General features: G+C 66.5%; 15 protein-coding genes and 1 pseudogene. 9 read left to right on the forward strand and 7 right to left on the reverse strand.

Translation table 11 applies throughout. From position 1 onward, the window contains the following. Window positions 1–64: 64 nt before the first annotated feature. Genes rplN through ON22_RS03900 form a run of 4 tightly spaced genes read left to right on the forward strand, consistent with a single transcriptional unit; the run spans window position 65 to window position 1,506 of the window. Entirely contained in the window at window positions 65–433 is a 369-nt protein-coding gene (gene rplN, locus ON22_RS03885) for a 50S ribosomal protein L14 (protein WP_033244618.1), read from the forward strand. A gap of 1 nt (window position 434) precedes the next feature. Beyond that, window positions 435–752 (forward strand): 50S ribosomal protein L24, encoded by a 318-nt coding sequence (gene rplX / locus ON22_RS03890; protein WP_033244256.1) that lies wholly within the window; start codon window positions 435–437, stop codon window positions 750–752. A 1-nt stretch (window position 753) separates the two neighbouring features. Then, entirely contained in the window at window positions 754–1,317 is a 564-nt protein-coding gene (gene rplE, locus ON22_RS03895; protein WP_033244257.1) for a 50S ribosomal protein L5, read from the forward strand. 3 nt (window positions 1,318–1,320) lie between these two features. After that, entirely contained in the window at window positions 1,321–1,506 is a 186-nt protein-coding gene (locus tag ON22_RS03900) for a type Z 30S ribosomal protein S14 (protein WP_014349101.1), read from the forward strand. 129 nt (window positions 1,507–1,635) lie between these two features. Here ON22_RS03900 and ON22_RS03905 read toward each other — a convergent pair whose 3' ends face one another. The 4 genes from ON22_RS03905 to ON22_RS03920 all read right to left on the reverse strand — a co-directional run bounded on the left by ON22_RS03905 (window position 1,636) and on the right by ON22_RS03920 (window position 5,365). Then, entirely contained in the window at window positions 1,636–2,328 is a 693-nt protein-coding gene (locus ON22_RS03905; RefSeq protein WP_033244258.1) for a class I SAM-dependent DNA methyltransferase, read from the reverse strand. A gap of 73 nt (window positions 2,329–2,401) precedes the next feature. After that, entirely contained in the window at window positions 2,402–3,001 is a 600-nt protein-coding gene (locus ON22_RS03910; RefSeq protein ID WP_033244259.1) for a TetR/AcrR family transcriptional regulator, read from the reverse strand. Next, window positions 2,988–3,854: an alpha/beta fold hydrolase gene (locus ON22_RS03915; RefSeq protein ID WP_033244260.1), complete on the reverse strand. Its 867-nt coding sequence runs from the start codon at window positions 3,852–3,854 to the stop codon at window positions 2,988–2,990. The genes ON22_RS03910 and ON22_RS03915 overlap by 14 nt, the downstream gene beginning before the upstream one ends. Window positions 3,855–3,997: 143 nt before the next feature. Next, window positions 3,998–5,365 carry an acetamidase/formamidase family protein gene (locus tag ON22_RS03920; protein ID WP_033244261.1) on the reverse strand — a complete coding sequence of 456 codons (1,368 nt, stop codon included), beginning with the start codon at window positions 5,363–5,365 and terminating at the stop codon, window positions 3,998–4,000. A gap of 931 nt (window positions 5,366–6,296) precedes the next feature. On the opposite strand from ON22_RS03920, the gene ON22_RS03930 reads away from it, so the two are divergent. Beyond that, window positions 6,297–6,632, forward strand: a complete 336-nt coding sequence (locus ON22_RS03930; RefSeq protein WP_033244263.1) for a hypothetical protein — start codon at window positions 6,297–6,299, stop codon at window positions 6,630–6,632. Between the two features lie 63 nt (window positions 6,633–6,695). On the opposite strand, the gene ON22_RS03935 is transcribed toward ON22_RS03930, so the two are convergent. After that, on the reverse strand, window positions 6,696–7,331 hold the full coding sequence (locus tag ON22_RS03935) for an MBL fold metallo-hydrolase (protein WP_033244619.1): 636 nt from the start codon (window positions 7,329–7,331) through the stop codon (window positions 6,696–6,698). Window positions 7,332–7,443: 112 nt separating this feature from the next. Then, complete coding sequence (locus ON22_RS03940; RefSeq protein WP_051157124.1) at window positions 7,444–8,574, reverse strand: alkaline phosphatase family protein; 1,131 nt, start codon at window positions 8,572–8,574, stop codon at window positions 7,444–7,446. 141 nt (window positions 8,575–8,715) lie between these two features. Here ON22_RS03940 and ON22_RS37790 point away from each other — a divergent pair. Both ON22_RS37790 and ON22_RS37795 read left to right on the forward strand, forming a co-directional pair. Then, window positions 8,716–10,122: pseudogene (locus ON22_RS37790) on the forward strand (MFS transporter); the annotation flags it as partial. A gap of 267 nt (window positions 10,123–10,389) precedes the next feature. Beyond that, the gene (locus ON22_RS37795) at window positions 10,390–11,202 is read left to right on the forward strand and encodes an MSCRAMM family protein (RefSeq protein WP_231508604.1); all 813 of its coding nucleotides are present in this window, start codon (window positions 10,390–10,392) and stop codon (window positions 11,200–11,202) included. A 76-nt stretch (window positions 11,203–11,278) separates the two neighbouring features. On the opposite strand, the gene ON22_RS03950 is transcribed toward ON22_RS37795, so the two are convergent. Next, window positions 11,279–11,665: a hypothetical protein gene (locus ON22_RS03950; protein ID WP_051157125.1), complete on the reverse strand. Its 387-nt coding sequence runs from the start codon at window positions 11,663–11,665 to the stop codon at window positions 11,279–11,281. A 255-nt stretch (window positions 11,666–11,920) separates the two neighbouring features. On the opposite strand from ON22_RS03950, the gene rpsH reads away from it, so the two are divergent. Both rpsH and rplF read left to right on the forward strand, forming a co-directional pair. Continuing rightward, window positions 11,921–12,319, forward strand: a complete 399-nt coding sequence (gene rpsH / locus ON22_RS03955) for a 30S ribosomal protein S8 (protein ID WP_033244266.1) — start codon at window positions 11,921–11,923, stop codon at window positions 12,317–12,319. A 13-nt stretch (window positions 12,320–12,332) separates the two neighbouring features. Beyond that, a complete protein-coding gene (gene rplF / locus ON22_RS03960) occupies window positions 12,333–12,869 on the forward strand; it encodes a 50S ribosomal protein L6 (RefSeq protein ID WP_033244267.1) in 537 nt (178 codons plus the stop codon). Window position 12,870 lies beyond the last annotated feature (1 nt).

The raw sequence follows: 12,870 nt of genomic DNA on the forward strand, positions 1-12,870 counted from the left end.
TAACAGACCATGCCCGTCGGGTCGGCAATCCGGCGTGCTTTACGTCCAGGTCGAGGAGGCTGAAGTGATTCAGCAGGAGTCGCGGCTGCGCGTCGCCGACAACACGGGTGCCAAGGAGATTCTCTGCATCCGCGTTCTCGGTGGTTCGTCGCGCCGCTATGCCGGTATCGGCGATGTCATCGTCGCCACTGTGAAAGACGCGATCCCCGGCGGCAACGTCAAACGGGGTGACGTCGTGAAGGCCGTCGTGGTGCGCACCACCAAGGAACGGCGCCGTCCGGATGGTTCCTACATCCGTTTCGACGAGAACGCCGCCGTGCTCATCAAGCCGGACAACGACCCGCGTGGCACCCGCATCTTCGGCCCGGTCGGCCGCGAGCTGCGCGACAAGAAGTTCATGAAGATCGTTTCGCTGGCCCCGGAGGTGCTCTGACATGAAGGTGCACAAGGGCGATACCGTGCTCGTCGTCTCGGGTAAGGACAAGGGCGCCAAGGGTAAGGTCATCCAGGCCTTCCCGCAGCAGAACCGGATCCTGGTCGAGGGCGTGAACCGGATCAAGAAGCATGTCGCGAACTCCGCGAACCTGCGCGGCGCGTCGTCGGGCGGCATCGTTACCCAGGAGGCGCCCATCCACGTGTCCAACGTGATGGTCGTCGACTCCGACGGTAATCCGACCCGGATCGGCTACCGCACCGACGAAGAAACCGGCAAGCGGGTTCGGATCTCCCGTAAGAACGGGAAGGACATCTGATATGACCACCACTGAGAAGATCCAGCCGCGGCTGAAGGTGCGCTACCGCGAGGAAATCAAGGACGCGCTGAACAGCGAGTTCGAGTACGCCAACGTCATGCAGATCCCGGGCGTGGTCAAGGTCGTCGTGAACATGGGTGTCGGCGACGCCGCCCGCGACGCCAAACTGATCAACGGCGCGATCGACGACCTGGCGCTGATCACCGGACAGAAGCCGCAGATCCGCAAGGCCACCAAGTCCATCGCGCAGTTCAAACTGCGTGAGGGTATGCCGATCGGCGCGAAGGTCACCCTGCGCGGCGACCGGATGTGGGAGTTCCTGGACCGCCTGGTCTCGATCGCCCTGCCCCGTATCCGCGACTTCCGTGGCCTGTCGCCCAAGCAGTTCGACGGCAACGGCAACTACACGTTCGGCCTGAGCGAGCAGTCGATGTTCCACGAGATCGATGTGGACAAGATCGACCGTCCGCGCGGTATGGACATCACCGTTGTTACCACCGCGACCAACAACGACGAAGGCCGTGCCCTGCTGAAGCACCTCGGCTTCCCGTTCAAGGAGAACTGAGACATGGCCAAGAAAGCACTGGTCAACAAGGCCAACCGCAAGCCGAAGTTCGCTGTCCGCGCCTACACCCGCTGCCAGCGCTGCGGCCGGCCGCACGCGGTGTACCGCAAGTTCGGCCTGTGCCGTGTGTGCCTGCGCGAGATGGCGCACCGCGGCGAGCTGCCGGGCGTGCACAAGAGCTCCTGGTGAGCTGATCCCGGGCGGCACTGTCCGACCGGGATCCCACACCACTGAAAAGGACCCGAGCTACGGCTCGGGTCCTTTTCGCGCTTGTGGGCCGTCGGCCGCTTCGCCATATGCGGCGAAGGCTCTTCGGCCTCATACCCATACCGACGCCATGGTGAACGGGTGGCCGCGCAGGTGTGCCCATTTGGGCTTCGCGGCTATCCAGGTGTCATCGATCGCGGATTCGGTCAGTTCGGCGAGCTGCCAACCGGCCTCGACACCCGCGGTTACATGGTCGCTGAGACGGTGCAAATGTGTGGAGATGGTCAGTGGCTCGCCAGAGGGGCTGGTGTAGTGCGTGGGCATACCGGTCACCATCATGAATTGCGGGTGGTAGCTGACCGAGACGTATACGCCCCTCGGGCCCGCGAGCCGGCGGGCTTCGGTGTAGAGCGGTGCGAGATCGGGCAGGTGCTCGTCGATCAGGCAGGCGATGACGAGATCGTAGGATCCGCCCGGCAACCCGGTCGCGCGAACATCACCATGTGTGAGGGAGGAATGTATCCCGCGCGCCCGGGCGCGCGCGAGCATCCCTTCGCTGAGGTCGATTCCGTCGATGGTGGCCGGACTGCGTTCGCGCAGCCATTCAGCGGTGCGGCCGGTACCGCAGCCCAAATCCGCTGCGCGGCGGACCTGGTCCCAGCGCGGCCGGTCCAGACGATTCAGCAGAGCCCGATCCATATCGTCGAGGACGGACTGCTCGTAGGTCGGAGCCCAGCCGTCGTATCCCGTGGCGACGTCGACGGCGCGATAACGGCGTCGATCGAAATCGGCGAGGTCCGGCATGAGGCTTATCCTGCGTCTTCGCCGGACCGTGTGCAACGGGTTTCCTGATCACTGAGCCGTGTGCCCGGGGCGGTCAGGTGCGGAGCAAACCGCTGACGAGCAGTAGCAGCGATTCCTGGGTCTGACGGCGGGCGGTGTCCTTGTCGGCTGCGTGGGCGACGATCAGGCCGGCTTCGGAGACGGCGCTCAGGATGAGCTGCGCGAGGGTGGGGACGGCGGTGGCGGTGATCAGGCCGGTGTCGCGGGCACGTTCCAGTTCGGCGGTGATGAGGCCCAGGCCGTGGCGGGCTTCGAGTTCGCGCCAGGCTTCCCAGCCGAGGACAGCAGGGGCATCGAACAGGGCGATACGGATCATCTCCGGGCGCTGGCAGATCTCCAGGAAGGTGTTCAGGCCGGCGGCCATGGCGGTGAGGATGTCCTCGGCGGGGGCGGTGCGTAGTACATTCTCGATTTCGGTGGTGATCTCGGTTTCCAGCTGTTCCAGGACCGCGAGGAACAGGCCGCGTTTATCGCCGTAGTGGTGGTGCAGTGCGCCGCGGGTTACGCCGGCCTCGGTCACCAGTTGCTCCGCGGAGGTACCCGCGAAACCGCGCTCGGTGAACAGGCGGCGGCCGGCTTGTTCGAGCGCGGCGCGGGTGGTGCGGGAGCGGTCCTCCTGGCTACGGCGTGGCATGCAGCCGAGTGAACTCCAGAATTCGTCCGGCGAGCAACTCGGGCTGGTCTTCCGGGATCAGCGTGTAGGAATCGTCGATCAGGTCGAGAGTGGCATCGGGTAGATCGCGGACGAGACGTTCGGCGTAGGAGACCGGGAACAGCCGGTCCTCGCGGGCCCAGACGACGAGTACCGGCACCGTCACCGAATCGAATCGGGTGGCGGCATCGAGGGTGTAGCGGCGCCGCGCGTGCTGTAGGAAGCGGCGCAGGTCGGCGCGGATGGCTGCCGATTCACGGCTGGGCCGGAGATAGGAATCGACGGTCTCGGGTGGGATCGGGCGTTTGCTCAACCAGCCCAGCGCGATCGGCAGGCGCTGCAGGAAACGGAATCGCAGCAGTTCGGTGATGAGCCGGACCGATCCCGGCACGCGCGCCAGCGGCGGTAGCAGGGTGAACGGCTGTGGCAGGAAACTCTCGTAGGAATCGACCGCGGCGAGCACGACACGGCCGATCCGTTCCGGGCGGTGGGTCAGCAGTACCTGGGTGAGGGCGCCGCCGGTGTCGTTGGCGACGATCGTGACATTCTGCAGGTCGAGATGGTCGAGAAAATCGGCGATGAGACCGGCGACGCCGGTGGGGGTGAGGTCGGCGTCCGGCACCGGGATCGAATGCGATCCGAGGGGCCAGTCCGGGACGAGGCAGCGGTAACCTGCCGCCGCGACCGGCGCGACGGTGTGCCGCCACAGGCCGGAGTTGACGAGTAGTCCGTGGACGAAGACGATCGGTGGCCCGCTGCCGGTATCGCTGTAGCGGATGGCTGCGGTGGGCAAGTGGGCGATATCGATGCGACCGAGGTCGTTGGTGTTCGACATATTTCCTCCGGGGTCGGTTCCACATCGATAGTTACATACATGCCGTATGTATGTCTACGGGTGCTGTGTCGCTCCGGGGTCCGGCATGCCTCATGGGGGAAGCGCCGGTGACCGGCTGTTGTCCGATGCCGGAAACAACAGGATCAGGCGAAGTGGGATTTGTAGATCTGACCGTGCACGCCGACCGTGCGGTCCACGACCTGGGAGACGGTGAAGTCCGCCGCCGCCGAGAGATAGGCGTACGCGGTGGCGCGGTCCATACCCTTTTCCTGCTCGAGGAAGTCGAGTGCGTTGACCACTGCGCGGCGCATGGCGATATCCAGATCACCGGACTGGCCGCCCAGCGAACCGTCCGGATCGGAGAGGCCGATCGGGATCCAGGCCTCCTCGGTTTCCCCGAACGGGTAGGTGTAGGCGACCTCCGGCGCGTCCCCGGATCCCGGTTTGCAGACGGTGAGCCGGAAGGTGCCGCGCAACGAGCCCTCCATCGCGGTGAGCGCGGCTTCGCCGTCGCCCATGGCCATATGCGGGTCGCCGACATAGAACAGTGCGCCTTCGGCGAAAACCGGGAGATAGAAGGCGGATCCCGCACCCAGCAGGCGGATATCGATATTGCCGCCGCCACGGGTCGGGGGAATCGAATTGGCCGAGGCCGCTTTCGGATCGGTGTCGGGCGAGAAGGCCACGCCCATCATGCCCATGAAGGGCCGTAGCGGGAAGCGGACCTTTGCCTCGCCGTACGGCATAACGCCCAGACCTTCCTCGATGGCGGTGAAGGTGGAGATATTGCCGTAATCGCGCGGATCGTCGGCGGAGCGGCCGTCGGTCGATATCGGCGGCATCACCTCTGCCAGTGAGATACCGGCGGGAGCCTCGCCTTTCGCCGTCCGGGCCAAGGCGCCCTTGCCGTGCCGGCTCGAGACCACGCCGTACGGCACGCGCGGGACTGCATCGAGGGTTTCGATCTTCAGGACATCGCCCGGCCGGGCGCCCTCGACGAATACCGGACCGGTGACGATATGCGGGCCGTCGGTATCGAAATCCCGCGGCGTCCGGTCGTAACCCTCGGCGATGGCGACGGCATCGGCCAGTACATCGCCTTTCGCGACGCCCTCGGCACCGAAGTACGCCACCGGGTCCCGGCCCTGGTCTTCGAGGATGCCTTCGTGCGATACGGCGTCGATGGTGACCGTCTCGCCGGATTTCATCCGCAGCACTTCTGTGCTGTGGATATTGGGGACATAACCCCACAGCACCTGTTCCACTTCCGAGCGCAGGTAGTGGTCGCCGGGGATATCGCCCTGGCCGGGTTGCAGGATCGGTACGCCGCCGGTGTATGGCCGGGCAGTCGGGGAGCCCGAGACGGAGTTGGCCGCGGTGTCCGTGGCGCAGGAGGTGGCCGCGGCCGCGGCGCCGACCGCTCCGACAGCGGCGGCCGCGCGGAGAAACCCTCGCCTGCCCAGTCCGCGCGTGAGGGTTTCGGCCGCGGCGCGGGCGTAGGAATCGGTCATGGGGCACCTCCGGATCAGGCTGGTCGAGCGTCCGAAAGGTATCGAGCCGAGGTTTCGTGGCCGTTTCTGTTCTGTGTCGATGGAGTATGACGCTCGCGCGCGGCCGGTTCCCGGGGTGCCGGGGTCTGGGCGCGGTCGCTGTCCGATAGCTGTCGCGATGCGATCCGGATCGTTCCCAGTGCCGGAATCGTCCCGGTTGTCCCGGTGTGGAAATAGCCCCCTAGTATCGGCGGCTGTGAGGAGTATCGGGCGCCCGCCGAACTTGGCGCGGGCTGTCGTTCTGGTATTCGCCACCGTGGTAATGACTTTCGGTATCCAGAACTTTTCGAACCCGGAACCCACGCCGCCCGGGAAGCTTTCGTTCGTCCACTCGGTGGTCGCGATCCACGAACCGGTCGGTTACGTCCTCTCGGAGTCCCCGGATACGGGCAGCCAGACCGTGCACTGTCCTTTCCGCTGTGTCCGTGCTCCGGCCGTTCGCCCGCGGGTGGGCTCTCTCTGGTACCCGGCCCTGTTGATCGCCGGACTGCTGATCGCGGGTGCGTATTACCGCCGATGGGACGACCGGCCTCGCGCTGCCGGCCGAACTGCCACCGGGGCAGTGGGCCCGGAGTTGTTGCTACACCTCTGCGTCTGCCGGCGCTGACGGTCCATTGGTGGACGTAGCTCGTCCACCGACGCATGAGCCCTGTAGTCCAGGCTCCGCCGGCAGCGCGTGCGCCGATCGGTGGCCGGGAAACGCTGCGGGGCGGACGTGTTCAGCCCGGCCGTGTGCGTGACCACGGGTAATTGCCGACGAGAAGGGGCGGCCATTGCTTCCGGTTCACCCGAAAAGCGTCACCGGGCGTCCCATTCGTGTCGGCGGTGCCGCCGTCGGCCCGAATCCGTCAGTGCAACAACACTTTGCACCACAAATCAGGAGATACTTTTCGTGAGAATCCGCACACCTCTGATCACTCTCGCCGTTCCGCTCGGCTGTCTGGTCTTCGGGGCCGGTACTGCCTCGGCGGTGACGACGGAGCAGGCGCCGAATACGGTCACGGTGAACTTCACCGACGTGGAGGCGCGCATGATCGATGCGCTGGATCTGGGACCGGTGCTGGGTGCGCTGCCGCCCAACTTCACGCCGGAGGCGAAACAGCGTCTGGGGGAGAATCTGGCCGAATACGCCGGTCGTGCCGCGCGGACCCCGGGGTCGACGCTATCGGTGATCATCGATCAGCCGGTGGGTGCTCCACCCGGTATCGGCGTGACCGTCATCCCGTGATGCGTTGAGTAGAGGCACCGCTCGGTCCGGGTGGGCCGAGCGGTGCCCGCGGGCGCAGGATGGTCAAGAGAGCGCGGCCCGGGCTTCGTCGAGATGGGACTGCCAGGCGTCGCGATCCACATGGTGGTAGCCGGAGGCTCCCGCGACGAAAGCGCTCGACACCACCATGTCCGGTTGCACGGTGGCCAGTGTGTCCAGCGCCGCGAACAGGCCGTCTTTATCGCTGTAACCCGGGATGTATCCCACTCGCCAGCCCTCGCGATAGCGCAGCAGGGTATCGCCGGTGAACAAATAGCGGCGGCCGTCGTGGCCGGGGACCAGGTAGCAGGTGCTGCCCGGCGTATGGCCGGGGGTGGGAATCACTTCGACGCCCGCATCGTCCACACCTCGTTCGGATACCGCGATATCGATCGGTGCGTGGGCTCCGATTTCGGCGGCTTCGGCGGCCGGGGCGTACAGGCGGCTGCCGAAGCGCCCGGCCACGGCACGCAGCATCGGCCCGGCTTCGTCCTGGTGGCTCAGATACTGGCGGGCGACGCCACCGAGTTGTTCGAGCCGGTCGAAGTCCTGGTCACTACCGGGGGAATAGAAGAGGATGTTCGGTCCGGCGGGTGGGGTCCACAGGTAGGCGTGAGTTCGTGGCCCGCCGGGGACGACGAACTCGCGGGTTTCCCAGAGATCGGGCGTTAGCTGGTGCATTGTCGGTTCGGTGGGGCCGGTTTCCCGGATTGTTTCGGTGCGCATGACCCGACGGTAAAACCTGAATAATAGTTCAGGTCAAGGCTTCGGTGCTGCGGTCTCCGGACGAAATTCAGCGCGAGGTGATGAACGGAACCAGCTGTTCGTCGGGTGTCCAGGCGCCGTGATGGCCGACCATCGCCGATTCCAGCGGTTCGGATTCCGGCCGCACCAGCACGGCGCCGCCCTCGGCCACCGCCAGCAGGTCCCCGATACGGTGCGCGATCACGGGATCGGGCGGGGTACGGCCGAACCAGTGCTCGTCCAGTGCCTGCTCACGCGTTACGACATGTGCGTGGCCGGCCAGTTCGCCGGTCCATCGATCGAAAGTATCGGATAGTGCGGCCGGGTCGCGGAGGTAGATATGGCGTACGCGTGCCTCACCGGCGATCAACCGCACGCCGTCGTGCAGCCCGGGCCGGGTATCCAGGTCGATGACGGTATCGGCGTGGACCATTCCGTGGTCGCCGGTGATCAGCAGTGTGCAGGTATCCGGGAGATCGGTGAGCAGGTCGGCCGCGAAGGCGTCGATATCCCGCAGAACCGCGAGCGCCGCCGGGGATTCGGGACCGTGCAGATGACCGTTGCCGTCCAGATCGGGGAAGTAGGCGTAGGCGAAACGCGAACCCGCACCGGAATGATCGGCGACCGCCCGGATTCCGGCGCGTACCTCGTCCAGTGTGGTCGCGGGGTGCAGGGTTCCGGCGGCCCGGAACGATGCGCGGGTGAGGCCGGAGGTTTGCTGATATCCGGGAATCACATAGTGCACCTCGACCCCGCGGGCGGCGAGATCCTCGAGCCTGCTGGTGCCCGGCTGAACCGTTTCGGGCGGATGCGTTTCGCGGGCGTCGTCGCCGGTCGCGCCGTCGAGCCGCCAGCGCAGTGAATTGAACAGCCGGATACCGTCCGGGCCGGGGACGGCGAAGCTGTAGCCGATGATGCCGTGCGTCGCGCACGGGGCGCCCAGGGCCAGGCTGGTGAGGCTGGTCGAGGTGGTCGCCGGGAAGCCGGCGGTGAGTGTGGTGGCGGTATGTGCCGCCAGCGTGGGGGCGAGGTCGCGGTGCCGGGCGAGTAGTTCCGCGCCCAGGCCGTCGATCAGCAGCACCACCACGTCGCGGTTGGGTGCGATTCCCAAGGGGTTGGGTTCGTCCGATCCGAACGAGGCGGCCACGGACGGCAGGACATCGGCGAGTGAATACGGCATCGCTTCATATCGTGCCGTATCCGCCGGTTTCGGGGTGGTCCGATCGACCGGGTGGTGGGGTGTCCGAATTGGTTAGATTGCATCATGCATGTTATGTGTATTATGCACATCGACTGAACTTTTCTTGCGAGGAGCAAGCTCGTGACCAAAACCGAACCCGCTGTCCGCCCCGGGGCGGTACTTGCGGTGCTCGCCTTCGCTGGGATCGTGGCGTCACTGACGCAGACCCTGGTGATGCCGTTACTCGGGCAGCTGCCGGAGATCTTGAGCACCGACCCGTCGAACGCGACCTGGGTGGTGACCGCGAGCCTGCTGGCCAGCGCGGTGACGACTCCGGTCGCCGGCCGGCTGGGCGACCTCTACGGCAAACGCGTGGTCCTGGTGGGCTCGGTGGTTCCGCTCATCATCGGGTCGGTGCTGTGCGCCGTGTCCACGTCGCTGTGGCCGATGCTCGTCGGCCGCGCTCTGCAGGGGATGGCCGTGGGCCTGATCCCGGTCGGTATCGCCGCCCTGCGCGATCTGCTGCCGCCCGCCAAGCTCGGCTCGGGTATCGCGCTGATCAGCTCCTCCCTCGGTGTCGGTGGTGCGCTCGGTCTGCCGCTGGCCGCGGCGGTCGTCGAATACAGCAGCTGGCAGTACCTGTTCTGGGGTATCGCCGTACTCGGCGCGATCGCGGGCCTGCTGATCTTCCTGGTGGTACCGGCGACCCCGCCGCGTGCCGAACGCGGCCGCTTCGATGTGCTGGGCGCACTCGGTCTCGGCGCCGCTCTGGTCTGCCTCCTGCTCGCCGTCTCCAAGGGGGCGACCTGGGGCTGGACGAGCGTCACCACCATCTCGCTGTTCATCGCCGCGGTGGTAGTGCTGCTGCTGTGGGGTCTGTGGGAACTGCGCTCGCGTGATCCGCTGGTCGATCTGCGGGTGACCGCGCGCCCGCGGGTGCTGCTGACCAATGCCGCCTCGATCGTCATCGGCATGGCCATGTTCGCGCAGGCGCTGATCTTCCCGCAGCTGCTGCAGCTGCCGGAAGCCACCGGCTACGGCCTGGGGCAGTCGATGGTCGCGATGGGCCTGTGGATGGCGCCCGGTGGTCTGACCATGATGCTCACCTCGCCGCTGAGCGCGAAGCTGTCCGCGATCGCCGGCCCGAAGATCACCTTGATTCTCGGCTCGGTCATCATCGCCATCGGGTACGGGTCGTCGGTCCTGATGATGGGCGAGGCGTGGGGGTTGATGCTCGGCGGCATCATCATCAGCTTCGGTGTCGGTTTCGCCTACGGTGCGATGCCCGCGCTGATCATGAGCTCGGTGCCGATCACCGAGACCTCGGCCGCGAACAGCTTCAACACGCTGATGCGTTCGATCGGTACCTCGGTGGCCTCGGCCGCCGTCGGCGCGGTCCTCGCGCAGATGAGCGTCAGTTTCGCCGGCGGGGCCAGCGTCCCGACCGAGGACGGTTTCCGGGTCGGCATCCTGATCGGCTGCGGTGTCGCCGTGGCGGCCGCATTGGTCGCGCTGACCATTCCGACGGCCAAACGCGCGGCCGCGGCGGCTGTCGCCGGCGCCCGGCCCGACGAAGCGAGGGCCGAAGCGCATGCGGTGGCCGAAGCCGTCCCGGCGGCGCCCGCGGGGCTCTCGGCGGAAGCCGAGCAGGTGGTCGACGATGTGGCGGCGAAGGCGGTCACCGAGGACATCGCTGTCACGCCGAGCCCGCGGCACGCAGCACCCGAGACACCGGCCGTCGCGCCGGCGCAACGCAACGGTGCGAGCGAACCGTCCCCGCAGCCGACCGGCAATGGTTCGGTGCTGTTCGGCCGGGTGTCCGATACCCGCGGCGGCGCGGTATCCGGCGCGACACTCACCTTGATCTCGCCCGCCGGGCAGCAACTGGGCCGGGCCCGGTCGGGACCGGACGGGTTCTACGAACTGGCTGCGCCGGCGCCGGGGTCGTATGTACTGATCGCCTCCGCGGAGGGGCGGCGGCCGGATGCATCGACCGCGGTTCTCGGCAGCAACCCCGTGTCCTACGATGTCACGCTCAGTGCGCTGACCGGTCTCGAAGGCGTGGTCCTGCGTACCGGTGACGGCACCCCGGTCTCCGCCGCGATGATCACCGCCCTGGACCTGCGGGGTGAGGTCATGGCGGCAGGCGAATCCGATCACACCGGACGGTTCGAGCTCACCGGACTGCCGGAGGGCGAGTTCACCATCGCGGTGAGCGCGTTCGGCTACCATCCGGCCGCCGTATCTGCCCAGGTGACCGGCCGGGACACCGCCCGCCTGGAGGTACTGCTGCGACCCGGCGTGCGAGTCGCGGGTGTCGTCAACGGTGGCGGGCGTCCACTGGCCGGTGCGCTGGTCACCCTGACCGATTCGCTGGGCAATGTGCTCGAGAGCCGGACCACGGACGCGGACGGTTCCTATACCTTCGGCAATCTCGCCGAAGGTAGCTACACCGTGGTCGCCAGCGGCTACGCGCCGGCCAGTGCGCAGGTGCGAGTGGGCGAACACGATGTCGAGGGCTTCGATATGGAACTGCGCGCAGCCGCCGCCGACGAACCTGCCGAGCCGGTCGAGCCCGAAACCGGGCAGTTCGACGATCTGCCGGAGGTGCACAAGAGCTCCTGGTGAGCCGCCTGTGCCGAGAGTGCGCCAGGGCCCCTGAAGCAAACAACCGCTTCAGGGGCCCTGTTGCGTGAGAATCCGGCTAGCTGTCGCCGCCCTTGTCATCGTCGGCTCGGCTGATCAGGTCAACGATCTGCTGCTGTCCCGCCGCCAGTATGTCGAACTTGCTACGTATTTCCAGGGTCAACGTGTCCACCCTGCCGTTCAGCTGCCCGAGTTCGCCCCGGATCTCGCTGATATCGCCGCGGATATCGGCGATATCAGCCCGTGTCGCGTTGTGCAGGCGCATGTTCTGTTCGCGGAACTCGCGTAGTTCGATCCGCAATTCCGAGGTATCGCGGTCCGCCCCGCCCGCAAGGACGCGCGCCGCGGCGGCATCTTTCTCGCTGCGCTGCAACCGATGCTTGAGATCTCCCACCTCACCTTCGAGGGCGGTGACCCGCTCCTCGAGGTTCCCCTTCTCTGTCATAATGGCCAGAGTACCTGGTCAGGATGCCATTCTTGGACCCTGATTTTGTCGTATTCGAGCCAGCTCCTACACTAGACCGGTTGCCAGGGCACATCTGTGTCCGTGGGCGGCCCCGCGTGGGCCCCCGGGCGATACGAACTCATCCGGCGGTGATTGCCGTCCGGACCAGCCGAATTGCTGTAGGCCCACGGCCTGCGCCCGCGTGGCGCGGGTGTTGTATGGGAACCGCAGCGAGAAAGGTGTCGAGGTCGAACTATGACCATGACCGATCCGATCGCAGACTTCCTCACACGTCTGCGCAACGCCAACTCGGCGTACCACGATGAGGTGAAGGCTCCGCATTCGAAGCTCAAGGCGAATATCGCCGAGATCTTGAAGCGTGAGGGCTATATCGCCGATTACCGCACCGAGGACGCGACCGTGGGCAAGGCCCTCGTTGTCGACCTCAAGTACGGCCCCAGCCGGGAGCGCAGCCTGCAGGGTCTGCGCCGCGTCTCGAAGCCGGGTCTGCGCGTGTACGCGAAATCCACCAACCTGCCCAAGGTCCTGGGCGGCCTCGGCGTGGCGATCATCTCCACGTCGACCGGTCTGCTCACCGACCGTCAGGCGGCTCAGCAGGGAGTAGGCGGGGAAGTCCTCGCCTACGTCTGGTAAGGGAGGTACGGACATGTCGCGTATCGGCAAAGATCCCGTCGTGATTCCCTCGGGTGTCGAGGTGACCATCAACGGCCAGGACGTCGCCGTGAAGGGCCCGAAGGGTCAGCTCGCGCTGACCATTTCCGAGCCGATCACCGTCGCGCAGGAAGACGGCCGCCTGGTGGTTTCCCGCCCGGACGACGAGCGGCGCAACCGTTCGCTGCACGGCCTGACCCGCACCCTGATCGACAATATGGTCACCGGTGTCACCAAGGGCTACGAGAAGAAGATGGAAATCTTCGGCGTCGGCTACCGTGTGCAGCAGAAGGGCAGCAACCTCGAGTTCGCCCTCGGCTACAGCCATCCGGTGCCGATCGAGGCGCCCGACGGCATCACCTTCGCGGTGGAATCGCCCACCAAATTCTCCGTATCCGGGATCGACAAGCAGAAGGTCGGCCAGATTTCGGCGGTTATCCACGGCCTGCGCAAGCCCGACCCGTACAAGGGCAAGGGCATCCGCTACGCCGGCGAGGTCGTTCGCCGCAAGGTCGGAAAGACGGGTAAGTGAT

It is taken from the genome of Nocardia carnea NBRC 14403 (assembly GCF_000308515.1).
Lineage (GTDB): Bacteria > Actinomycetota > Actinomycetes > Mycobacteriales > Mycobacteriaceae > Nocardia > Nocardia carnea.